Consider the following 23,959-nt stretch of genomic DNA (forward strand, 5'->3'; position numbering starts at 1 on the left):
GAGATGAAATGGGTCAATTTACAAAACCAATCACAGACGCAAGTTTTGAAGCAGATGTATTAAAAGCAAACATTCCAGTATTAGTAGATTTCTGGGCAGAATGGTGTGGTCCATGTCAGGCCTTAGGTCCTAAGTTAGAAGAAGTTGCTCAGGCCCTTGGTCCTAAAGCAATGATCGTAAAATTGAATGTGGATGAAAATCCAGAGACGGCAGCAAAGTACGGTGTAAGAGGAATTCCCACAATGATTCTTTTCAAAGGCGGACAAGACGTCGACCAAATCGTTGGCAACGTCCCAAAAGAAACAATCTCTGCATTAATGAATAAATACCTTTAATTTATTTTGCAAGAACACACGTCATTTCTTCTACGACGTGATTGTTCACAAGATAGTTTTTTCCGCTGTATTTATTGATGTTTAAAATAAGTTTATCTTTTCCACCTTCAGCTTCAACGATAAGCAGTCCCGCTTCATGCTCTCCGCCGAGAAGGCTGTCAGCGATGGCTTGTTTAATGACTAGCGCTTCATAGTTAGGATCGGTTGTTGGAATTGTTGATCCATAAGATATGGCTTTTGTAATGGAGTAAGTTTGTCCACCTTCATCGCTATCATATGAAGTTCGAAGAACAGTCTTTCCATTTTCTAATGTCAATACATCAACATAAGTTCCATGATGTTCGCCGGAACAATTTGCAATAGTAATTTCTTTAGCATTAGCCTGGAATGATAACAGTGTCAGTGTGGTAACAAAAAATAACTTCATAAGATTCCCCTTTGTTGAAGAAGTGATATGGGGACCTGGATTTTCAGTCAATAGCAAAGTTCAAATTATTAGAATTCAACATTATAGCAATAGCCTTCGTCGAAGGCCAATTTGACGTAGGTTTGAGGATATTGTCCGTGGACTGACTTTAAATCCGATTTATTTGAAATCATTGAAGGAAAATAAACATTTTTATCAGTGAGCTTAACAAAGTGGTACATTGCCATCAAACGGTCACAGCCCTCAGCCATATCTGTACAGCTCACTGCTTCGATGGTGCAAACACCAAGTTCATCAGTAGAGGCTTTACTTAAAAGCGCTTCAGGGCTTAATGCCTTTAGCTTGTTATATTCTTGTTGGGAAATTGTAGGTTTTTCTGTATTAGTTTCATCTTCTTTGCCACATGAAACTAAAAATAAAGCTAAAGTTAAAATCAAAATTTTCATCGACATCCTCTCTTGAAAATTGAATTAACTCTAGGATAATAGTTCGCAGTTTTGAGTCAATAGTATAAATGAAAGATGCTTAGAAGATGTATCTTCTCATGGCTACGCTAGAGATAATTCCTAAACATAAAAATGCAGTTATCATCCCAGATCCACCATAGGATAGAATTGGAAGGGGAATACCCACAATAGGCAGTATTCCAATCACCATCCCGATATTCACAAACATATGCCAGAATAAGAGGGAGAGACACCCTATAACTAATAACGCTCCAAATTTATCCCTGGCTTGGGTTGCGATTTTAATTCCGATCAGAATGAGAATGATAAAAAGAGTAAGGACTGTAAAGCTTCCGATAAATCCATGTTCTTCAGAAAGAACACTATAAATAAAGTCCGTGTGACGCTCTGGTAAGAAATCGAGTTGAGACTGTGTTCCTTTTCGAAAACCCTTTCCTAAGAATTTTCCGCTACCGACAGCAATTTTGGACTGAATGCTGTTGTAACCAGCACCCCTTGGATCACGAGTGGGATCTATAAATGTCAATACGCGATTTTTTTGGTATTCTTTGAGGCCAAAATTATAAGCCAATGGTAAAATGAGAATGAATCCAATGATCGCCGAAATTAAAATTCTCTTCTTGATACCCACAAACAAAAGCATAGAAACGCTTACAGATGCTAGCATCATCGAGGTTCCAAGATCGGGTTGAATTACCGTTAGCATAAAGGGCACTGCTGTTAAAACAATTGGCAGTGCAAGCTTTCTCATTCCAAGACCCAAAGATGTATTTCTCTCAGCAAGAATTTTTGCAAGCAGAATCACAAGCATAAGCTTCATGGTTTCAGAAGGCTGGTATTTAAAGAATCCAAAATCAATCCAACGTTGAGCTCCTAAAGCCACGTTACCAAAAAGTTCCACGACGACCAGGAACAGAAGATTTATAACGTAAAGTCCATAAGCAAGCTTCGTGAGAATTTTGTAATCCAATACCGTCATAACTAGAAAAAGTCCCCAACCAAATAAAATCCAAAAAACTTGCATTGTAAACAGTCTATGTACGCCAACAGTTTCAGGATCGTGAGTGGCGCTATAAAGATTGATCAACCCGATAATATTCAGTGCAATGATCACGAATACGAGATTGAAATCTATCTTCTTTAGGAATGTCCGTTCTTCAACTTGAAGTTCCATCAGTCCGGTACCTCATCCGCAGGTGGCTTGGGCGGAGTCACAGCAGCAGGTGCTGCAGTCTTGGGCCCTTTAGCATTTTTTGCGGCTTCTATTTTTTCTGGGTGATATTTTTGCATATAAGATTCAATAATATCTCTTGCGATGGGACCTGCGCCACCAGAACCTGAGCAAGCATGCTCTGCAAGAACAGCAACCACGATGTCTGGATCATCACTTGGTGCGTAGGCTACGAACCAACCGTGATGGCGTTGTTTGATAGGGCGAGATTTACAATCTGCAAAAACTTGATCGGCGGTGAGTGAGAAGAGTTGAACGGTTCCAGTTTTACCAGAGATTGGAACTCCTGGAACTTTTAGCCATTTCGCGGTACCGCGAGCACCGTTACCCACCATCCATAAACCTTCGCGAACAAGTTTATAGTTCTCGGCAGTCACTTGAAGGCCATTAGTGTTGATTCCGGCAACTGGATCGAATTTTAATTCTGGTTGAAGCTCTTTTAAAACTTTTCCATCGATATCTAAAATCTTTTTAACAAAATGCGGTTGATATGCAGGACCGTTGTTTGCAAAACTTGAGAAGGCTTGAGCAAGTTGCATTCCAGTCGTAAGCAAAAATCCTTGGCCAATGGCATTGGATAGGTTTTCGCCCGGTTGCCATTCTTCACCAAAAGTTTTCTTTTTCCACTCTGTACTTGGAACAAGTCCGGGAACCTCATTTACGAGATTAATTCCAGTTTTTTTACCAAGCCCTAGTGCTCTTGCGTAGCTAGCAAGCTTATCAATTCCAAGTGCCAATCCCATTTTATAAAAGAATACATCGCAAGATTGTTCAAGCGCCTGTGTCACATTCACATAACCGTGACCGTGTTTTGCGTGACAGTGATAATTTCTGCGACCAAATTTATAAAAGCCTGGGCAGAACACTGTAGAATTTTTTGTAATCAGCTTTTCTGAGAGAGCGGCAAGGGCTGTGATCGCCTTGAATGTAGATCCAGGAGGGTAGTGATCTTGAATTACTTTATTTCTGAGAGGTTTGAATGGATCATTCACAAGTACTGACCACATCTTTGATGAAATCCCTTTTGAGAATTCAGTGGGATCAAAAGATGGAGCATTTACCCACGCTACGATTTCACCATTTTTAGGATTCATCGCAACGGCACCACCAATCTTTGCCTGGTTGATAAACGAATTGTAAGCTGCTTGCTGAACATCCTTATCAATCGTGAGCATGAGAGTGTGACCAGGAACTGGTTCTTTTGATAAGCTCACTTCCCCAATAAATTCTGGAACCCCAAGGGCTGTGATCTCTCTCCCTCTTGCGTCCACTTGGATAAAGTCCTGTCCACTTTCTCCGCGAAGTTCTTTATCGTAAACAATTTCTAAGCCGTTCTTACCAACGATATCGCCTTGCTCGAATTGCTCATCAGGAGCCTTGTTTTTATTTAAACGTGGAAGTTCTTCCTTAGAAATTTCCCCTACATAACCGTACATTTGAGCGCCAGTGTCCTTCATCAGATAAGTTCTCTGAATCGACATAGCGATATCAAGACCTGGATGATTGATTCTCAATCGATCAAGTCTTGCCACCTCATCACGCGCAAGGTTGGTTTTGATAAGGACTGGTCTGAATGGACCATTCTTTTTCTTTTCGGTATTCACAAGGTGCGTAATTTTCTCTTTTGGAATACCTAGGATATCCCCAATTTCTTTTGCCGTCTTATCCAGCTCAATAGCGTACTGAGGAGTGATGGTCACTTCAAAACCTGGGAAGTTATCCACCAAGATTTGTCCATTACGATCGATGATCATACCTCTCGGAGCCTGAATTTTTTTAATTTTAAATCTGTTTCTCTCAGAAAAAAGTCTTAGTTCTTCACCTTGAAAAATTTGAAGGAACCAGAGTCTTAAAATAAAAATAATAAAAGTAAATGCAATAAGTGCATAAATATATTTAAACCTAGGCAAAAACTCTTTCGCCTCTTCGGGATCATTGAGGTATTCGCTCATAAAAAGCTACCTCCCTCAGAATCAATAGTTTCTTCAATTGGCGTAATGCGCTTGATTAAACTGTAAAGGAACGGACTGATAACAAAAGCCAGAATACTTTGAATAAACCAGGTGAGAACTTGCGATAAAGATGTGGGTTGGGTTTCAAATACCCAAGCAAAAATAAACATCAGGATATGAAATACTAAAACAGACGATGCATACATCACGGAATAATAAAATTGCCCTGGTACAAAGACTCTATTTCTTACGGCTAGAACTAAGAAGAAGAGAAAAGTTTGCGCAAGAAGCAAGTATCCCAGAGGTTGCATTGTCAAAAGATAAAGACAAAGACTTGGAATATACACAATAAGTAGAGATTCAACAGGTGTGCGGTATAGAAATACGAACACAACGACAGAAAGCCAAATTTGAGGATTAGGAATAGGTGAAAACACTCTAGGCCATAGAGACGTCTCTAACGTTGCAAAAAGCACAACTAATAAGAGATTGAATACAATGTGAAAACTGCGCTTATCCCGTTCGGTCATCTTAATCCTTGATGCTCATCTCTTTAATTTTTTCTTGCACTTCAACTTTGTCGTTTGCTTTGATTACAACAAAGACAGCTTCGCTATCAAAAGTAGAAACCAAGGGTTCGACTTGCACCTCTTGAGTGATGCCATAATCTTTTTTATCGACTCTTGTTACTTTCCCAATTGGAAACCCTTTTGGAAAGATATGGTCAAGGCCCGTCGTAAGAACAATGTCACCAACTTGAACGTCATCTGTTCTTTGCAAATATTTGAGTCTGCACACGCTCGGAGAAACACCCTCAAGGATTCCTCTCGAACGAGATCTGTCGATCACAGCATCGATATCCGAGTAACGATCGGTGAGAGTTAAAATTTGCGAAAAATCTTTTTCCGTATTCAGTACAGAGCCCACAACTCCAACTGGAGTGATAACTGCTTGTCCTGGAACAACTCCATCATCAGAACCTTTATCAATAAAGAGGGTAGAGTGTTGGCCAAGGATATCATGACCGATAACTCTTGCCGTTAATAATGTGTGAGGAGATTCTTTTTTAAACTCGAGAAGACTTGTGAGACGATCATTTTCGCTTTTGATTTCTTTGAACTGACTGAGATTTGCTTCGAGTTCATTGAGTTTTTCTTTAAGCAACCTGTTATCCTTGCGAATGTCTACTAAGTTCAAATACAAGCTTGTTGTATCTCTTACACCTAAACTGAAATTTGTAAAAATATTTTGTAAGAAAGAAGATGTGATGAATACAGGCTTTAGAAACCAAGCGAGTTGTTCTTCTTTGCGCTTAACGTTAATGGCAACGAGCGGAATTGCGACCAACACGATAACTATAATCAATTTTTTAAAATCAAACGGGAAGATATTCATAGTTGCTTTGACCTCTATATGAATAAAGTTATCAAACCTCTTTGAAGATTCCAATAAACTACTTGAAAATTTTAAAGAAAATTGCGGATAATGACGTTTCAAGACCAAAGCACTCTAGGAGACTATAATGAACATGCTCGATTCACTAAAGAAAAACCTTACTCGTAGAAACATCCTTGCATACCTGATTTTCGGCGCGATCATTTTGGTATTTGTACTGTTCGGTTACCAAGCCAGCGGCCCCCAGATGATGGGTTATGCAGCAGTCGTGAATGATAAAACGATCAGCATCCCAGAATTCCAAAATAGCCTCAATCAAATGATGCAGTTCTACTCAGGATTGATGGGCGGAAAAATCGGTGATTCCCCTGAAATGCAAGCTCAGATGAGAAACTCTGCGTTAGATCAATTGATTCAACGTGAAGTGGTTTCGCAAGTTGCTCACAAAGAAGGCTTTATAGTTACAGATGCAGAAATCAGAGATATTCTTTTAAAAGCTCCGACGTTTCAAAAAGACGGAGTTTTCCAAAGATCATATTATGAAGCTTACTTACAAAACCAAGGAACTACGGCGGCACGTTTTGAAAATCAATTAAAGCGTGACATGGTAGTGGATAGAGTTCGTCGTGTGATTTCTGAAGGTATCGTGCCGTTCAATAGTGAGCTTAAAAAAATTCAAGTATTGAAATCAAAGGCTTACACTGTGGACTTCATGAAGATTGATGAAGTTGCGTTAAAAGATAAAGTATCACTTGAAGAGTTGGGTGGAAGGCTTAAGGATTCAAAAGCTTTCGAAGCTGACGTCCAGAAGTTGGGCTTAAAGTGGCAGACGGCTAAACCTGTATCATTAGATTCAGATACAATCCCTGAGGTGGGTGCATCTGAAAGAGTGATGGGTGAAGTATTTAAACTCACAGAAAAGGGACAAGTGGTTCCTGAATTGTTGTCCACGCCGCAAGGTTACTTTGCTGTAAGATTGAACAAAATTGAAAGCAAGGCTGTGCCGGCAAACCCTGAAAATCTTGATGCCACGAAGAACCAAATCGGATCGCAAAGATCGAATGAGTTTTTATCAAAGTGGACTCAAAATGCTTCAAAGAATTTTTCTATTGAAAAGAATTTGGCGTTGATTGGGCAGTAGGGACTGTCGCCCATCCATGGTTGACGATTCGCGAAACCCACGCCATCCCGGCGTGGCCTCTTCGAGGTAAAGTTTCACGAATTAATTTTCTAATTGGTTTATTAAAAAAAATCTAAAGACAAGGTCGAGCGGCCACGATGGCCGATCGAAACGGGTTCAAAAGGGCAGTGGCCCTTTTCAGGCAGGATGCCTTTCCTACGCCTTATTTAAACCTTTAGACCATTCATTGATTTTAATCAGAGTTTCTTCCGCGATGTTTTGGAATTTCACACCATAACTATTGTTGCTCGACATCCAAACAATCTGGCCTTTAACATTTAAGTTTTCGCTACCAGCCGGGTTTGCGATATTTAATTCCAATGAATTGCCCAACTTTAATATCGCATTCGAGCTAAAGCTCAAGCCGCCTAATGAAATTGTGCCCACTGAACCCAGGTATTCCTTGTGCCCAGTTTGGATTTGAACTTGTGAGCCCAAAAAGTAACGTTCGTAGCGACGTTGGTACTTTGTATTTTGGCGCATAGTTAAAGCCACCGCCATTGGGATCATCAATACTAAGAACGTAATGATCACCGAGAAGGGCTGAGCACCATTATTTTTTGGATTGCTTTGGTGTTTTTCGTAGTCTGTGTACACCTTCTGAACTAAACCACAGCCACCCGCTTCCGATGAAGGGCCTCTCATAGCGGCATCATATGAAGATGCATTGTAGCTTGGAGAAAAAGAACTAATACTTGTTGCTTGTGCAGTTTGCACTGTAACTTTTGAATTCATCCTACCGTTATTGCTGACTTTATTATCTAACTTATAGGACTCGTTTGAGTCTTTCACTGAATTGGAATTAGAGTCTATGAAAGGTTGGTCTATGGCACCAACAAGAATGTTCTTTAATTGGTAACCAATCATAGTTGGTTTTTCATAATTCATCATCGCGGCAACACCTGCTATAAAGGGAGCGGCCATACTTGTACCACTCATAGAGATATGACCGCCGCCAGGAACAGAACTTGTGATTCCAACGCCAGGTGCTGCGATATGAACAGAGCTCAATCCGTAGTTTGAGAAGTATGGTAAGTAGTCAAAAGAGTTGGTTGCCGCAACGGCGATCACATTCGGAACCGGATATGAAGCAGGGTATGTCGGAGTATTATCAATATTGAGGCCTGAGTTACCAGCAGCCGCTACGAAGAGTGTGTCATTATCATAGGCATAAACAATCGCCTGATGAAGTGGAGTGCTATAAGCACCACCGCCCCATGAGTTATTTAAAATTTTTGCGCCTTTTCGAACAGCGTAATAGATTGCGCTCACGGCATCGGAAGTCATCCCGATACCATCACAGTCGAGGAATTTTACAGGCATGATTTCTAATTTTGATTGAGTGATGTCACCATCATAGACTCCGCCCATATTTGGGATGACGTCTTGAGTAGAACCTCTCACAATACCGGCAACGTGGGTTCCGTGGTCGTTACAATCACTCACGTCATTATTATTAGAAACAAAATTCCACCCGTTAACATCGTCGATGTATCCGTTTCCGTCATCATCAATACCGTTTCCCGGAGTTTCGCCCGAGTTAGTCCAGATGGCATCTTTTAGTGATCTATGATTTATATCCACGCCCGAGTCGATCACGGCAACGACAGGTTTTGCTCCAGTGGGCGAGAGAAGCGCCCATGTTTCAGGAATATTGATCGGAGCTCCTGTTTGGCCGTAGGGAAGAGCGTTGGCTTCGTTTTGTGAAGGTGCATAGTTTTCATCAATATAGTTTTGAAGCTCTTCATCGCTCATGATTCCAGTTTCTTTAACAGCAGTTGCCGCTTGCAGATAATAGTTGGGTTCTGCGTATTCAACTTCTGGGTCATTCTTGAGGTCTAATATAACATCAGATACTTTTTGATCGTCTTTGATTTTATAGTGGAAGGCGCCAACATCACTCCACGCTGTTTTTACAGAGAAGCCTTTTTGAGCCATAATTCTTGAGTTCGATTTTTGAGCTGCTTGTGCTTTTGCTTTAGAAGAAAAACTTTTGCCGCCAGAATCTGCTGCAGGAGTTTTATATTTTACGATGATCTCGCCTGGCACATAACTTTTAGTTAGTGATTGCGAGAACGCACTTTCAGAAATAAATAGTGAGCCTAGAAATGTAACAGCAAACACTATGAGAAAAAAGAATCTCATCAAACGCTCCACGTATGGGTTGATTGGCTATACATACTTCTCGGCGAAAGGACTGTTGAACCTTGAATAAATCCAGGAATAAAAGAGGAGGTTAGATGCGATTTTCATCTAAAGACAATCAATATGAAGCAGCGGTGAATATGTGTATCAAGGTGAGACAGAAATAAAAAAAGTGCTTGGAAGTTGCCAAAAAGTGGCTAAAAGTTTTCCGTTATTAAACAACTTTTGGTCTGCTACTTCTTATAATTCTTTTTTAACCCTTTCCAGCACGACAGATAATCTTTTTGGAGTGTCGGCGAGTTCATGGCTGCTTCTGTGGTTTGGAAGACATAGCGGCTTTCAAACATAAAGGCTAAAGTGTGCTCGATCTTGTGCGGTTTCAATTGCGCTTTGCTGGCATTTTCGAAAGTCTGTTGATCGGGTCCATGAGCAGAGAAAGCATTGTGCAGACTCGCGCCACCCGGAGCAAAGCCATCTTGTTTTGCATCGTAAGCGCCATAAATCAATCCCATAAATTCACTCATGCAATTCCTGTGGAAGTATGGAGGTCTGAACGTATTTTCTCCTACCATCCATCGTGGAGGGAAAATCACGAAATCCAGATTCGCTGTTCCAGCGTCACTGGATGGTGAAGTTAAAACAGTAAAGATCGAAGGATCCGGATGATCAAAGCTTACGGTATTGATCGTATTGAAAAGTTTTAGATCGTATTTGTAAGGATAAGTATTTCCGTACCATGCCACTACATCAAGTGGTGAATGGCCGAGATTGGTTTTCCAGAGAGAGCCATTAAATTTTTGGATAAACTCATGAGCTTTGTCTTTTTCCTCAAAGGCCGCAACGGGCGCTAAGAAATGTCTTGGGTTTGCAAGGCCGTTGGCCCCAATTGGTCCAAGATCAGGAAGTCTAAATGGTTTTCCAAAATTTTCGCTCACGTATCCGATTGCAGAATCGGATTGCAATGTCACTTGGAATTTTACACCTTTTGGAATCACGACGATTTCGCTGGGACGAACATTTAAAAAACCAAATTCTGTTTTAAATAACACTTCTCCGGATTGGATGACGATGAGCATTTCGCCATCTGCATTCATAAAAATTCTATCTGTCATAGAATCCGTGATGTGAAACATATGAATGGCAGATCCATTTTGGGTTTTCGGTGACCCAGATTCACAGTAAGTCACAAGTCCATCGATAAAATCTGTTTTCTTTTTTTTCTGTTTGTGATTCGGAGGGTCCCAACGAAGTTGATTAGGTGCTGTTTCTAAATCTGCAACGTGGGTTTGAAAAAGTTTATTTCCAAGATAAGGTTTGAATTCGCTATGAAGAACTGAAGGTCTAATTCTATAGAACCATGATCTGAGGTTTTCGTGTCTTGGAGCGGTGAAGGCAGAAGATGTGAATTGCTCTGCATAGAGACCATGATTCACCACTTGGGGTGAGTTTTGATCTTGAGGTAAGGCACCTTTAACGGCCTCTGTTGAAAATGTATTTTGGAATCCTGACATGTAATCAAGTTTCATTCGAGCCTCCATTGCTGTCTCAGATTGAGATAATATCGATCAATCCCTCAAAAATCCACAAAAGTCTTAAGTAATCAACAGACTTAAGCCGTTAAAGTAGTATGAAGGTCTTTATATTATTAGCAATTATATTTTTCTCGTGGAGAGTCTTCTCTAACGATGGCTACTATTATGAGGGGCGCTATTATAAGATCGACGAATATATTAGGTTCCAGGAAGATCCCGGTTACCAAGCATTTGTGAATGAAAAAAGAGCCGAAGCGCGTAATCAAAGAGTCGGCGTAGAAGAGTATTTTACCGAAATGGAAAAATCTAAGGCTCAGCAAGAAAGAACTCGGCTTCAACATTTAGCAGAAATGGATACGCAACCCGCAGAAAAAGATCTTTCCAAGCTTGAAGCAGAATATGAAAAAGAAAAACTTGCAGAAACTAAAATGAATGAAAAGTATCAGCAGATGTATCTTGCCGAAAGAGATGCGGAAGTGATGAAGTCAAGACCTACTAGAATGGTGGCCTCTGTATTCGAAAGTGGCGAAGATCAACCTCTAAAAAGAGTGCCTCGAGAAAAGCGCAAATACATCCCTAAGGCAAAATCTCCAATAGAACAAGCCAAAGCCAAGAAGAACCACTTTTAGAAATAAAAATCCTAAATATTATCTAAAAAGTTAACAGCCGACCACAAGGCCGATATAATCTTCATAAATAAACAAAATTCAATCGGCCGCGTAAGCGTACAGTTGACATCGGAAGATTTGAGGTATTTAAATTCTTTCGGCTGTTAACTTTTTAGATAATATTAGGATTTTAAAATGCAAACTCCCCAGTCAATTTTTTTTAAAAGTCTCCAAGAAGAAATCTCGAATTCATTAGCAAAAATCCAAGGCACCCCCTTTAGGCAAGACATTTGGAAGCGAGATGAAGGCGGTGGCGGTGATACCCGCATCTTTCTAGACGGAGAATTCCTAGAAAAGGGTGGAGTAAACTTTTCTGAAGTTTTCGGAAAATTCTCGCCTGAGTTTGCCGAAAAAATTCCTTACGGAGAAGGCCTTGATTTCTACGCTACTGGAATCTCTTTAGTGCTTCATCCTAAGAACCCCTTTGTACCCACAGTTCACGCCAATTTTAGATATCTAAAGCGTGGAAGTGCTGCATGGTATGGCGGCGGTGCTGACCTTACTCCTTATTACTTATTCGAAGAAGATGCTATTCACTTTCACAAGACTTACGCCAATACTTTGAATGCATTTAGCAAAGATCTTTATCCAAAATTTAAAGCCACTTGCGATGAATATTTTTACTTGCCCCACCGAGCAGAAACGCGTGGAGTAGGGGGAATCTTTTTTGATTATCAATTAGAAGGTACAGCCTTCGACAGCAAACAGCCTGTATTTGAAATGTCGAAGGCTTGTGGAAATTCATTTTTAAATTCATATTTACCTATTGTGGAAAAAAGACTTCACCTTCCTTTCACAGAGGAAAATAAAACCTTCCAAGAATACAGACGTGGAAGATATGTGGAATTTAATCTGCTATATGATCGCGGAACTATCTTTGGTTTGAAGACCAACGGGAGAATCGAATCTATCTTAATGTCTCTACCACTCAAAGCACGCTGGGAATATGACTACCAAACAAAGCCCGGCAGTCCGGAAGCGGCTTTAGCAAATTACCTAAAGCCCCGGGATTGGATAAATTCTTTAGGCGATTAATTCTTAACGTTTATTTTTCTTTTGAAGAATTCTTTTTACTGGAGCCTTTTTTATGGGCTGATCTTTTTTAGTGCTAGTACCAACCTCTTGCATGTTATTTCCATTAAAAGATTCTGAGGCGCCTTTTCTTGTCACTTGGAATTCTACGCGTCGATTTTGTTCGCGACCTTGGAAGTTTCCATTATCAGAGATTGGACGAGTTTCTCCGTAACCGATAGCTCTAATTTTAGAAACTGGAATGTTATGTTGATCCACGAGATACTTACCAACAGAGATCGCACGCTTCTTGCTGAGTTCAAGATTGTATTTGTTTGCACCAATTGAATCGGTGTGACCTTCGACAACCACTTGCTCAAGTGCCGGTGGGCGCTTTAAGTATGTTGCAAATTTATCTAAAGTCTCAAGAGACTTGTCGTCCAGTTGATCAGAGTTGAATTCAAATAAGATATCGCGAACTAAGAATGATTCTTCTTCCGCGATCGGACCGTCAAGATCATCCACTTCGATAGAAATCACTTCCTCTTCCTCGTTACGAGTCACTTTGTAGATGGGAGAACTTTCTTCTTTTTGAGTGACAGGATCAATCTCTCTTTCTTTTTTGAAGAGTGGGCCGAATGTCCAATTGATTCCAGTATAGATTCTCCAGTCGGGAGTCGCACTGCCTTGGAGAAGTTCTGTTCCGCCCCCTGCATGTAGAGCGATATTTTGAGAAGCATTGTACTTAACGCCTGCTAACCACTCTAGAGAGGAAAGTTCTCTCTGAGTATTGAGAGAGCTTTTTTCTGCGGGCCAGCTGCCAAAGATTTCTGCAATCAACTTTAAATTTAATTCTGTAACATAGTAGCTTGCAGCGAGAGATCCGATCCATTGATTTTCAAAAGGCGCAATTTCTGGAATAGAAGCAATCTGTTCACCAGGATCCCTAAAGCGATAACCAGCATTGATTGCAAGTGCGATTTTTTTGTAAGTTGTATCTGCTGCCAATTCTAAATTGTAAGTGGGGCCTGAGCCTTCTCCAACGAAAGGATTGTTTTCAATTCTATTGAAATTTACGGAACCCACCAGAGCGAGGCCGCCAGTGTTGTCTCCAAAGAGTCTGTACTTGGAATTGATTCTATATTCTGTAAAACCTTGATCGACAAATTCTCCGCCAGCAGTTGTGCTCTTTACGGATTGATCAATCAAATATGGAAAACTGAGTCCGATATCCCAGTTTTCTCCAAGGCCGTAACCAATGTTCATGTCTGCAATAAGAAGTGAATCGTTTTCTTTGCCTTGCGAGAAGTAGGGAAGAGTGTTTTTTGCGTAATTGAAAAACAGCCCCAAGTTGAAAACTCCCGGAGCCAAGGTCTCTGAGGACTGAACCGTTACGAAATCCAAACCGCTCGAGATACTATTGAAGTTCTGAGCGTCTGTTCCTATGACGTTGGCTAGGGAATTGGTTGTCAGTAGAAGAATCATTAAGTAGTTAATAATCTTGATGTTTTTCATTATTCAAGGATGGGTTCAAAATGTCCTTTTTTCAAGGAAAGAGTGGCAGTCCGATAGCTTAAAGTAATATTCTTGACTTAAGGACAGAGAATCTCTAATTTAGCCACTCTTAACAAACACTTGAAATCGAAATTTAAGGAATTTTTATGGCTAAAAAAGGCAAAACAAGAATCATCACAATCGAATGTACAGAAGCCAGAAAAGAAGGAAAACCGCCTTCTCGTTACACAACTACGAAGAACACACAAACTCATCCAGAAAGATTAGAAAAGAAAAAGTACAATCCGTTCTTAAAGAAGCACACGATTCATAAAGAAATTAAGTAATTAATTTTTTATTTAATTATCTTCACAAAAAGCACCTTACAGGGTGCTTTTTTTATTTAAGCTATAGATTCTACCAAACATTTTAGTAGTTCCTACATCCATACCTATCTAATTAATTGTCTTTATATTACAGTTTATTATTCTCCCTTTTACAATTTTCTTATATTCGATTACTCCTACGAAAAACTAATAATATAGAGGAGTTCTATGAAATTATTTATTTTAATCGCTTCAGTGCTTATCTTAAATTCAGCTAAAACTTACGCTTGTTCACCACCGTACTACGCCTTTATTCCTCAGAAAATGGAGATCTCGTCAATGTTAGAGGATAAAGATGTGCAAGCGGCTTTAGAAAAAGCGGTGAATGACAATCGCGGAACTTACATTACTTCCATCAGCACGACAGATGTTGGATATCAAATTGCCTTGTCCAATGAATGTTCAATAGTGGCAGAGCCTCAATGGAAAAAGGACAAGGAACCAGGAATGTGTCCACAGCTTGAAGGTTTTAAAGTAACTACGTCTTGTAAAAAGTGATCACTTTAGATAGGCGCAATTTAGTATATTAACGAATCATAGATCATAATGAATGGAGAAATAAAATATGAAAATTTTTTTTATAGCGATTCTTATGCTGACTTTGTCGAATGTAGCGTTTGCTACGGGCGGGACAAACTGTTCGGTAGAGAACGATGAAATAAAAATTAATGTAAATCTCACTAACGGCCGTATTTTCGGTAATCCCATTGTATCAGGCTCCACGGCGGAAGTAAGGATTAAAAAAAATGGACTCACAGTAGGTATAGAGGAGTACACGTTCAAGAAGTCATATGAAGCTGATGAAATTCCTTACTGGTTTAATGTGGGTAAGGAGTTAAGACTTGGGGCTTATGCTGAACCAGATACTGACAGCGAAGGCAATCCGCTGGATATGTACGTATCTCTCTCATTGGTCATCAATGCCAAACAAGTCAGATGGGCGGATGGTCGTTCTTATAAAGGAACATACACCGTAACTCAAGTTTCCAGCACTCCGGGTACGGAACTCTCAACGAAAACATTTAAAGGCAAAATTAGATGTGAGGGAGAATAATCGTCGAGATACTAGTTTACTTTAAACTGACTTAATAAAGCGCCGACTCAAAAAAGTCGGCGTTTTTTTTAGTTTTTGATTAAGCAGGAACCGCGGGATTGTGTGTCCAAGTTGGGCACCACGCAGTAGGTTTTACTTTTTTGTTGTTATCAGTGATAATTGTGCAAAGACCGTTTTGGAACAATATGCAGTTTGCGCAAGTTTGCTTTTCAAATGTAATTCCGCTTTTTGCAACTTGATCAGCTTTTGCAACTTTTGATTTGTCCTCTACATATTTAATCGTTGCAGCTGCACCTTTTCCAGGTACGGCTTGGCCAACTTCAGCGGCTGCAGCTCCTGCATCCCCTTTTTTCTTCTTCTTTTCTTGAGCAAATGCCATATTGCCCATAGCAAGAACTGCGGGTACGGCAAGAATCATTTTCAGGAAACTACGTCTAGAGTTCATTAGAACCTCCATAGGTTAACGTTAATCATTAAGCTTTCAATGCGTTTTCAATTATTATTCATTTAGATATACTTGGCAAGCGCAAGACAGAGGAGTACATTAAAATATATAAATGAAAGTCAATCTCAAGAAGCTCCAAACTGAAAATGCAATCCTCAATATATTGCTATCGACTTTATTTTTTGCGTTTATGAATGTGGTCGTAAAATACTTAAAGGACATCCCTTTTTTCGAACTCGTATTTTTTAGAGCCACCATTTCCTGCATCATTGGGTACTTTACTTTAAAACAAATGAAGATTTCCTTTAAGCCCAGTAATCCTAAAATGATTTTACTTAGGGGTATAACGGGAACAATTTCCTTAATGCTATTTTTTTATACATTACAGAGAATGCCGCTTACGACGGCAGTTACGATCCAATATTTGGCTCCTCTCTTCACGGCGATTTTAGCGGGATTTATTTTAAATGAGAAAACGACTTGGCTTCAGTGGTTCTTTTTATTGTTTTCTTTTTTGGGTGTGATGATGGTGAAAGGATTTGATTACCGCATCAGCTGGATAGAATTGGGTCTAGGAATTACCGCCGCCTTTATGTCAGGTCTTACTTACAATTTGATCAGAAAATTAAAAGATCAAGAGCCTCCAATAAGAATCGTATTTTACTTTCCGATGGTAAGTGCAATCATTTCATTTCCATTTTTGTTTACAGAGATAGGTGGTGGATGGGTTACGCCAGATTTTAGACAATCACTACTCTTTCTCTTTTTAGGGATTGTGACGTGGTTTGCTCAGCTTTTTATGACCAAGGCTTACCAGGCGGATGCCCCAGGCTATATCAGTATTTTTAACTATCTCGGAATTTTCTTAGGCGCAGGCTTTGGTTACATCTTTTTTGATGAGACTCTGACTGTTCTTGCAAGTTTCGGGATTTTGATTATCCTTGTAAGTGTAGTTTTAAGTACGCTTTATCAGAACTATATTAAGCGCAAAGGAAAATACGTTGGCAAACTCACACGATAATCACAATCACGATGACCATGGCGGGCATGATCATAAACATGATCACAAGCCTGGTCATTCACATAGTCACCATGGGCATCACCATCATTATGTTCCGGGTATGACGACACAAAAAAAGTTATTCGTGGTTTTCCTTTTAAATTTTACTATGGCCATTGTAGAACTGATCGGTGGCATCATGACAAACAGTACAGCAATTCTTTCTGATGCTCTTCATGATTTTGGAGACAGTTTGTCTTTAGCTCTCAGTTGGTATTTAGAAAAAGTTTCTAATAAGAAAAGTGATAAACAATTCTCTTTTGGTTATCGTAGATTTTCGCTTCTTGCAGCTGTAATCAACTCAGTAATTTTATTGGGTGGGTCGATTTGGATTTTGACGGAAGTGATTCCTAGACTTATGAATCCAGAGTCGGTGCATGCCAAAGGAATGATGTACTTTGCTATTGCGGGACTGGTCGTAAATGGTGCGTCTGTTTTGTTGATAAGAACCGGGACCTCGCTGAATGAAAGAGTAGTTTCATGGCATTTGATGGAAGATGTATTGGGATGGCTTGCGGTGCTGATTGTCTCCATCGTTTTGCAGTTTAAAGACATTCCGATTCTTGACCCGATTTTATCATTGATGATCACTACGATCATTGTGTTCAATGTGTTTAGGAATTTTAAGCAAGTCTTTTTCGTATTCATGCAATCAACCCCAGCTTCGATCAATCAAACTCTGATAGAGGAAGCATTAGCAAAGCACAAAAGTATTTCTAAGGTTTATCACACACACGTTTGGTCTCTCGATGGTGAAAGACATGTGCTCACTACGCATATAGTTCTCAAGGCTGACGCCGATAAAGAGAGTTATCTTGAAGTGCAAAAGTGGGCGAGAGATGAAGTTAAAAAATACGGTCTCTGGCATACCACTATTGAGATAGAGTTCACGGAATCTACGACAGAATGTTAATTTCTTTTAATATATTCAGTTCGGCACAGCCTTTGCTCTTAAATCCATTATAAATTGTTTGAATTTTAACATTCAGGTCTCCAGGCTATTTGGTAAGATCTAAGGAATTTTATATGAAATTATCTAGTTTGATTTTGGCACTAGTTTTAACTTTTAGTGTAATCGGTTCAAAAGTTTTCGCGAATACCTGTGCAGGTCTTTTTGAGTCACAGGTTCTAAAACAGCTTCTAAAGAATGTTGAAATGTCAGAGCCAGTATCCATGAATGCGGGTGATGTTTTATTGGACATGTTCGAGCAAATCTTAAATGCTCCAAATAACTCTACTGTAAAAATTTATACAAAAACCATTAGAAACGACGGGATTGGTGCTTTGCTACTTTTGGTGTCAGTTCACGAATCTAGAAAAGGACGCGGTTTAAAATTCGAATTCAATCTAGAAGATGATTCTGTTTCTAGAATTCATAGTCTCTTTGCAGAAAGATCCACAAACAAAGTGAATCTTAGTGATGCGAGTACTTTAGAAAAATTCCGTGGAGATTCAGTGGTCGTAATTCAAAACAAAGACTACGCCAGCGTATATAGATTCAACGGAGATTTGACATCAATAAGTCTTAAAAATTCTGCTAAAAAAAGACCTATTCCCGTGACGTATGAGGGGCGGAATATGTTGAGAGCGTCACCATTTCATAACGTCGATGGTGTTCAGTATGTACTATTTAAGGATTTGGATCAGGCTTCTTTAGATTTTATTTCGAACATAGGCGGTTCATACGATTTGAATCACAGATCCAAAATTAAAATGGAAGAAAACGATATCGTCATGATCAGTGAAAAAGCCTATGATCTTGCATTGCAATTGTATGTACAGAAAAAAGGATCGGCTCCTAAAGAATCTATGAATATGCTTCAGATTTTAAAAGCTGCACTCTAAAAATTCTTCCACATCATGGATTCGGTCGGTTGATCAGTTCTTGCGTTGTACTTCGCATTTGATTTTTTGTTGTAGTAGTTTGTGATGTCGCCTTTGATTTCAAAGTAAATCAGCTGACCAATCGGCATTCCTGCATACACTCTCACAGGTTTTTTCACAGAAATTTCCAAAGTCCAATAGTTACAGAAACCCACATCACCTTTACCAGCCGTGGCATGGATATCGATTCCTAAACGACCGACGCTAGATTTTCCTTCAAGGAATGGAACATGTTTGTGAGTTTCGGTGTATTCTTCCGTCACGCCCAAATAAAACTGATCAGGCATTAATACATAACCTTCGGGTGGGATGGTTACGGGTTGAATTTTATTGTGTTTCTTAGAATCTAAAATTTCATCTGTATAGAGAGCAAGAGTTGCTCCGAGATGCACATCGTAGGAGTTGGTGCCTAAACATTTTGGTCTATAGGGTTCAACAACGATGGATTTTTCTTCAATGCACTTTAGAATTTCTTGGTCTGTGAGAATCATGATTTTCCTTGGTTTAGATAGAGTACCTTTTAGCAATCAGGGGGAGTCTAAGCAATAAGGTTGCAATGCATTATTTATAATTAGCTCTTAAAAGCTACAAGGACTTCTCATGTTCAGATATGTATTTATTTAGTGAGCAGTATCAAAAAAGTACCAAAAAAATATCAGCCGAAAGGTTACAAGATTTTGCATGAAGATGTAGATCTTTTGGTGGGGAGCAAGTCGCCGGGTTATCTTACGGTGGCGGCGAAGTTTGATAAAGTGAATACGATTCACAATGCTCTTAATCAGTATGTGAGAAAAGGAAATCCTCGTTCGCGGAACTGCGTCTTTGTGGTGCACAGATTGGATCAAGCAACTTCAGGAGTTTTGATTTTTGCAAAAACGGAAAGCGTTCAGCAGTACTTAAAAAACAATTGGAAATCTACAGTAAAAACTTACTACACGATCGTTCATGGAAAAATGAAAGATAAAAAAGGTTTGATCGAAAGTTATCTCACCGAAGATGAAGATTACGTGATTCATTCAAGCCAAAAAGACAACCAAGGTAAGCTTGCGCAAACGGAATACGAAGTTCTAAATGAAACAGATAAATATTCTTTGATAAAAATAAACCTTCTTACAGGTAGAAAAAATCAAATTCGTGTCCATATGGCAGACAAAGGTTGCCCTGTTGTGGGTGACGAGAAGTACGGAAAGAAAGATAATTTTAGAGATCTATACCTTCACTCAAGCTCCATTGAATTCACGCATCCCTTTAAAGCACGGAGAATGAGCTTTAAAGCGGATGTTCCTTCTTATTTTAAAAAGTTAATCGAATTTGATTACTGAGCCTTAGATATTAAATATCTTTTGATTCAATAATTACGGTTTCTTTAGAAAGTACTTTGGCTTCGTCAAGCATTCTTTGAGCGAGCAGCCGAGCATCGGTACCTACAATTTTTTGAAGTTTAGTAGGTAATATTAAAGAAATTTTTTTAAATGCTTCAATAAATAATTTCTCGGTAGGTCGCCTTGCTTTTCTATTTCCAATAAGTAATCCAGGTCTGAAGATTACAAGAGAAGGTATGTCTTGCGCCATAAGGGCAAGCTCTGTTTCGCCCTTGATCTTGCTGTAGAAAATAGGAGACTTGGGATTAGCACCTGAAGCTGAAACCACGGTGAGTGATTTTGCATCGTTGGCTTTAGCAATTTTTGCAAAATCCACAATGGCATTGAAATCAACTTTACGAAAATTTTCTTTGCTACCGGCGTCTTTAATGGTTGTACCTAAGCACGAAAAATAAAGATCTCCTTTGAGATCTAAAATGTGTTGATCGAGCTTAGAAAAATCAGAAACAATAACTTCTTTTAGCTTCGGACTGTTAATATTCAAAGACTTTCGCGATACAGAAATTACGGAGGTGATTTCTGTATTTGTCAAAAGAAGTTGCACAAGATATGATCCAACCAATCCGGTAGCTCCTGCGATAACTGCTATCATTTTACCTACTTCACCGTGAATTCTAGTTTTTCATTTTTAACATCAATCTCTACATGAGATCCATCTTTGACTTCGCCGGCGATAAATTTTCTCCCAAGTTGAGTTTCGATATTGCGTTGGATAAATCTTTTTAAAGGCCTTGCTCCGTAAATTGGATCGTAGGCTTCTTCCGCAATAAATTTTTTCGCTTTTTCCGTCACAGAAATTTTAATATTTCTATCGGTTAGACGTTTTGTGATTTGTGCCAATTGAATATCTACGATTTTTCCGATCTCTGAGAGTTTCAGCGGGCTAAACAATACCACCTCATCCACTCGGTTTAAAAACTCTGGACGGAAGTGACTTGTTAGTTCTTTTAAAACTCGATCTCTAGTTTTTTCTGAAATATCTCCGCCGTCTTTGATTTCTTCAATTAGGATTGGCGCGCCAATATTGGAAGTCATAATGATCACTGTGTTCTTAAAGTTTACTGTTTTTCCTTGAGAGTCTGTCACTCTACCGTCGTCTAAAACTTGCAGAAGAACGTTGAACACATCTGGATGCGCTTTTTCAATTTCATCAAACAGGATTACAGAGTAGGGTTTGCGTCTTACGGCTTCAGTGAGTTGTCCGCCTTCATCGTAGCCTACATATCCTGGAGGTGCGCCGATCAAGCGAGATACCGCATGCTTTTCCATATACTCGGACATATCAATGCGGATGATATTGTCTTCGGAATCAAAAAGATTTTCTGCAAGGGCTCTTGCGAGTTCTGTTTTGCCAACACCCGTTGGTCCTAGGAACATGAATGAGCCAATTGGGCGCTTAGGATCTTTGATTCCAGCTCTTGCTCTTATAACTGCATCAGAAACAAGTTCTACGGCTTCGTCTTGGCCAATCACGCGGTCGTGTAAAATTTCTGAAAGTTTAAGAAGTTTATCTTTTTCGCCTTGAAGAAGTCTTTTTACAGGAATGCCGGTCCACTTGGCAACAATGTCTGCGATTTCGTCTTCATTCACTTCTTCTGTCAAAAGTTTTGTTTCTTGCGCGTTTTCTTCTAAGCCTTTTAATTTTTTCTCGAGCTCTGGAATTTTACCCAGTTTTAGTTCTGCGGCTTTTTCTAAATCATAGCTTCTCTCGGCTTTTTCGAGTTCGTTTCGGTATTGCTCAATCTGTTCACGGATTTTCCGAACATCTAAGTTTTGACCTTTTTCTTTTTCCCATTGAGCTTTCATGGTTGAGGATTCAGTTTTAAGATCTGCGATTTCTTTTTGTAATTTCTGAAGGCGATCTTTACTTTGTTCGTCTTTTTCTTTTCTTAAAGCCGTCTCTTCGATTTGTAGCTGCATCATGCGTCTCGTGATTTGATCGAGCTCTGAGGGCATTGAATCGAGTTCTGTTCGGATTTTTGCACAAGCTTCATCGACCAAATCAATCGCTTTATCAGGTAAGAATCTATCAGTAATATACCTATCAGACAAAACCGCAGCAGAAACCAGGGCTCTGTCTTGAATCTTTACGCCATGATGCACTTCGAATCTTTCTTTGATCCCTCTCAAGATAGAAATTGTATCTTCCACGTTGGGTTGTTCGACCAATACAGTTTGGAAGCGTCTTTCTAGAGCCGGATCTTTTTCAATGTATTTACGATACTCATCAAGTGTTGTAGCGCCAATGCAGTGGAGCTCTCCACGGGCAAGCATAGGCTTTAGCAATTGACCAGCATCCATTGCTCCGTCTGATTTTCCTGCACCCACAATTGTGTGCAACTCATCAATAAATAATACGATTCTTCCTTCGGATTTTTTAATTTCATTGAGAACGGCTTTTAACCTCTCTTCAAATTCGCCGCGGTATTTTGCTCCGGCAACAAGGGCGCCCATATCGAGAGCAAATACCGTTTTATCTTTCAGCCCTTCAGGCACATCACCACGAACAATTCTTTGGGCCAAGCCTTCGGCGATAGCTGTTTTACCTACCCCGGGTTCACCAATCAAAACAGGATTATTTTTTGTTTTTCGAGAGAGGATTCTGATAACGCGACGAATTTCTGAATCTCGACCGATCACAGGATCCATTTTTCCGTTGTTGGCTTCTTTTACTAAATCACGACCGTACTTTTCTAAAACTTGATATGTCTCTTCTGGATTTTGTGATGTCACTTTTTGGCTTCCTCTAATTTTGGTTAAAGTTTTTAAGAAATTATCTTTAACGATCGAGTTTTTCTTAAAAATTTGGAATATATTTTGCGGTTCTTGTTTTTCTAAGACCGCTAAAATAAAATGTTCTACGGAAATATATTCATCGCCAAATTTTTTGGCTTCTTTTTCTGCGCTCGACATTAAAAGATTTAATTTTGGTGTAATATAAATCTTATTGGGATCGGCGCCAGAACCGGTAACACTGGGACGCTTGTTTAATTCTGTTTGAATATCATTTGTTATATTCTTTAAATTTACACCTAGGTTATTAAATATTTCTGGAATGAGTCCGTGATCTTGCTTAAGTAGTGCGTAGATTAGATGATCTACATCCACATCTTGATGTTTATTTTCTGCGGAGATATTTTGAGCGCTCTGAAGGGCTTCTTGGCTTTTTTGTGTAAATTTATTTATATCCATGGCTCTAATGTGTTGTTCATAACAATTTCTGTCAAGGGCGAGCATTAGTAGTTTTTAAGAATTCTAATAATCGATCAGTTGGCTTTTAGGAAGGCCTTGACAGCTTTGAAAGCACTTACACATTTAATGTAGATCAAGTGGTTACAATCCACTTTAATAGGAGGAAAAGTTATGAGAAACAACAATTCATTAATATCCAGAAATTACTATGGGTCTGGGATTCCAAGCTTATTCCAGGACTTCTTTAGAGACCTTGGTGATGGTTGGGATAAATCTTTAACACCGTCTTTAACTACGGACTTTGTTCCAAGTTTAAACATTAGCGAAACGGAAACCGCGTACAAAGTTGTTGCGGAACTTCCGGGCATGGAAGAAAAAGATTTTGATGTAACGATTGAAGATAATATTTTAAGAATAAAAGGTGAGAAAAAAGCAGAGTCAGAAAATAAAGATGAGCATTACCATCGTTATGAGGCGAGTTATGGAAGCTTTGAAAGAGTATTGAGACTTCCAGAAGCGATAGATTCTGATGCCTCAAAAGCAAGCTTTAAAAATGGCGTTTTAACTCTGGAGATTCCGAAAAATAAGGAAGTCTCTAAAGTTAAAAAACTAAAAATCGCCTCATCTTAATCTTATAGTATCTTATAGTCGGTGAAGGCGGAAATTTTCTCTTGGTTTCCGCCTTCTGATGCAGTACTTTCTTTAGAAAGTATTAGCCA

General features: G+C 39.4%; 25 protein-coding genes. 12 read left to right on the forward strand and 13 right to left on the reverse strand.

What is annotated here, in order from left to right; all coding sequences use genetic code 11:
• Positions 1-8: 8 nt before the first annotated feature.
• Positions 9-335 carry a thioredoxin gene (gene trxA, locus V4596_00210; GenBank protein ID MES2767538.1) on the forward strand — a complete coding sequence of 109 codons (327 nt, stop codon included), beginning with the start codon at positions 9-11 and terminating at the stop codon, positions 333-335.
• 1 nt (position 336) lies between these two features.
• Here the strand turns inward: trxA and V4596_00215 are convergent, their stop codons facing one another.
• From V4596_00215 to mreC, 6 genes are all read right to left on the reverse strand, one after another.
• Positions 337-762, reverse strand: a complete 426-nt coding sequence (locus V4596_00215; GenBank protein MES2767539.1) for a hypothetical protein — start codon at positions 760-762, stop codon at positions 337-339.
• Positions 763-830: 68 nt separating this feature from the next.
• Complete coding sequence (locus V4596_00220) at positions 831-1,208, reverse strand: hypothetical protein (protein MES2767540.1); 378 nt, start codon at positions 1,206-1,208, stop codon at positions 831-833.
• A gap of 79 nt (positions 1,209-1,287) precedes the next feature.
• Positions 1,288-2,403 (reverse strand): rod shape-determining protein RodA, encoded by a 1,116-nt coding sequence (gene rodA / locus V4596_00225; protein MES2767541.1) that lies wholly within the window; start codon positions 2,401-2,403, stop codon positions 1,288-1,290.
• Positions 2,403-4,412, reverse strand: a complete 2,010-nt coding sequence (mrdA, locus tag V4596_00230; protein MES2767542.1) for a penicillin-binding protein 2 — start codon at positions 4,410-4,412, stop codon at positions 2,403-2,405. The genes rodA and mrdA overlap by 1 nt, the downstream gene beginning before the upstream one ends.
• The gene (locus tag V4596_00235; protein MES2767543.1) at positions 4,409-4,942 is read right to left on the reverse strand and encodes a hypothetical protein; all 534 of its coding nucleotides are present in this window, start codon (positions 4,940-4,942) and stop codon (positions 4,409-4,411) included. The genes mrdA and V4596_00235 overlap by 4 nt, the downstream gene beginning before the upstream one ends.
• A 1-nt stretch (position 4,943) precedes the next feature.
• Positions 4,944-5,807 (reverse strand): rod shape-determining protein MreC, encoded by an 864-nt coding sequence (gene mreC / locus V4596_00240; protein ID MES2767544.1) that lies wholly within the window; start codon positions 5,805-5,807, stop codon positions 4,944-4,946.
• Positions 5,808-5,934: 127 nt separating this feature from the next.
• Here mreC and V4596_00245 point away from each other — a divergent pair, with 127 nt between their 5' ends.
• Positions 5,935-6,948, forward strand: a complete 1,014-nt coding sequence (locus tag V4596_00245; protein MES2767545.1) for a SurA N-terminal domain-containing protein — start codon at positions 5,935-5,937, stop codon at positions 6,946-6,948.
• Between the two features lie 195 nt (positions 6,949-7,143).
• Here V4596_00245 and V4596_00250 read toward each other — a convergent pair whose 3' ends face one another.
• The gene (locus V4596_00250) at positions 7,144-9,132 is read right to left on the reverse strand and encodes a S8 family serine peptidase (GenBank protein MES2767546.1); all 1,989 of its coding nucleotides are present in this window, start codon (positions 9,130-9,132) and stop codon (positions 7,144-7,146) included.
• 233 nt (positions 9,133-9,365) lie between these two features.
• The gene (hmgA, locus tag V4596_00255) at positions 9,366-10,658 is read right to left on the reverse strand and encodes a homogentisate 1,2-dioxygenase (GenBank protein ID MES2767547.1); all 1,293 of its coding nucleotides are present in this window, start codon (positions 10,656-10,658) and stop codon (positions 9,366-9,368) included.
• A 101-nt stretch (positions 10,659-10,759) separates the two neighbouring features.
• Between hmgA and V4596_00260 the strand changes: the two genes are divergently transcribed.
• Together V4596_00260 and hemF are read left to right on the forward strand one after the other, a co-directional pair.
• Complete coding sequence (locus tag V4596_00260; protein MES2767548.1) at positions 10,760-11,293, forward strand: hypothetical protein; 534 nt, start codon at positions 10,760-10,762, stop codon at positions 11,291-11,293.
• 174 nt (positions 11,294-11,467) lie between these two features.
• Positions 11,468-12,367, forward strand: a complete 900-nt coding sequence (hemF, locus tag V4596_00265; protein MES2767549.1) for an oxygen-dependent coproporphyrinogen oxidase — start codon at positions 11,468-11,470, stop codon at positions 12,365-12,367.
• Positions 12,368-12,370: 3 nt separating this feature from the next.
• Here the strand turns inward: hemF and V4596_00270 are convergent, their stop codons facing one another.
• Positions 12,371-13,858 (reverse strand): OmpA family protein, encoded by a 1,488-nt coding sequence (locus tag V4596_00270; GenBank protein ID MES2767550.1) that lies wholly within the window; start codon positions 13,856-13,858, stop codon positions 12,371-12,373.
• 146 nt (positions 13,859-14,004) lie between these two features.
• Here V4596_00270 and rpmG point away from each other — a divergent pair, with 146 nt between their 5' ends.
• The 3 genes from rpmG (at position 14,005) to V4596_00285 (ending at position 15,277) form a co-directional block, all read left to right on the forward strand.
• Positions 14,005-14,184, forward strand: coding sequence for a 50S ribosomal protein L33 (rpmG, locus tag V4596_00275; GenBank protein MES2767551.1), 180 nt, complete (start codon positions 14,005-14,007; stop codon positions 14,182-14,184).
• Positions 14,185-14,391: 207 nt separating this feature from the next.
• Positions 14,392-14,721 carry a hypothetical protein gene (locus V4596_00280; GenBank protein ID MES2767552.1) on the forward strand — a complete coding sequence of 110 codons (330 nt, stop codon included), beginning with the start codon at positions 14,392-14,394 and terminating at the stop codon, positions 14,719-14,721.
• A 103-nt stretch (positions 14,722-14,824) separates the two neighbouring features.
• A complete protein-coding gene (locus tag V4596_00285) occupies positions 14,825-15,277 on the forward strand; it encodes a hypothetical protein (GenBank protein ID MES2767553.1) in 453 nt (150 codons plus the stop codon).
• A gap of 79 nt (positions 15,278-15,356) precedes the next feature.
• On the opposite strand, the gene V4596_00290 is transcribed toward V4596_00285, so the two are convergent.
• Complete coding sequence (locus tag V4596_00290; GenBank protein ID MES2767554.1) at positions 15,357-15,722, reverse strand: high-potential iron-sulfur protein; 366 nt, start codon at positions 15,720-15,722, stop codon at positions 15,357-15,359.
• Positions 15,723-15,834: 112 nt separating this feature from the next.
• On the opposite strand from V4596_00290, the gene V4596_00295 reads away from it, so the two are divergent.
• From V4596_00295 to V4596_00305, 3 genes are all read left to right on the forward strand, one after another.
• Complete coding sequence (locus tag V4596_00295; protein MES2767555.1) at positions 15,835-16,743, forward strand: DMT family transporter; 909 nt, start codon at positions 15,835-15,837, stop codon at positions 16,741-16,743.
• Positions 16,724-17,695 (forward strand): cation diffusion facilitator family transporter, encoded by a 972-nt coding sequence (locus tag V4596_00300; protein ID MES2767556.1) that lies wholly within the window; start codon positions 16,724-16,726, stop codon positions 17,693-17,695. The genes V4596_00295 and V4596_00300 overlap by 20 nt, the downstream gene beginning before the upstream one ends.
• Positions 17,696-17,808: 113 nt before the next feature.
• The gene (locus V4596_00305) at positions 17,809-18,627 is read left to right on the forward strand and encodes a hypothetical protein (GenBank protein ID MES2767557.1); all 819 of its coding nucleotides are present in this window, start codon (positions 17,809-17,811) and stop codon (positions 18,625-18,627) included.
• On the opposite strand, the gene dcd is transcribed toward V4596_00305, so the two are convergent.
• Positions 18,624-19,157, reverse strand: a complete 534-nt coding sequence (dcd, locus tag V4596_00310) for a dCTP deaminase (protein MES2767558.1) — start codon at positions 19,155-19,157, stop codon at positions 18,624-18,626. The two genes, V4596_00305 and dcd, sit on opposite strands and share 4 nt — an antisense overlap.
• 132 nt (positions 19,158-19,289) lie before the next feature.
• Here dcd and V4596_00315 point away from each other — a divergent pair, with 132 nt between their 5' ends.
• Positions 19,290-19,988, forward strand: coding sequence for an RNA pseudouridine synthase (locus V4596_00315; protein ID MES2767559.1), 699 nt, complete (start codon positions 19,290-19,292; stop codon positions 19,986-19,988).
• A gap of 10 nt (positions 19,989-19,998) precedes the next feature.
• On the opposite strand, the gene V4596_00320 is transcribed toward V4596_00315, so the two are convergent.
• On the reverse strand, positions 19,999-20,640 hold the full coding sequence (locus tag V4596_00320) for an NAD-dependent epimerase/dehydratase family protein (protein ID MES2767560.1): 642 nt from the start codon (positions 20,638-20,640) through the stop codon (positions 19,999-20,001).
• Positions 20,641-20,645: 5 nt separating this feature from the next.
• Positions 20,646-23,240 (reverse strand): ATP-dependent chaperone ClpB, encoded by a 2,595-nt coding sequence (gene clpB, locus V4596_00325; protein MES2767561.1) that lies wholly within the window; start codon positions 23,238-23,240, stop codon positions 20,646-20,648.
• 171 nt (positions 23,241-23,411) lie between these two features.
• Here clpB and V4596_00330 point away from each other — a divergent pair, with 171 nt between their 5' ends.
• The gene (locus tag V4596_00330) at positions 23,412-23,870 is read left to right on the forward strand and encodes an Hsp20/alpha crystallin family protein (GenBank protein ID MES2767562.1); all 459 of its coding nucleotides are present in this window, start codon (positions 23,412-23,414) and stop codon (positions 23,868-23,870) included.
• The last annotated feature ends 89 nt before the right edge of the window (positions 23,871-23,959 follow it).

The organism is Bdellovibrionota bacterium (assembly GCA_040386775.1).
Classification (GTDB): domain Bacteria; phylum Bdellovibrionota; class Bdellovibrionia; order Bdellovibrionales; family JAEYZS01; genus JAEYZS01.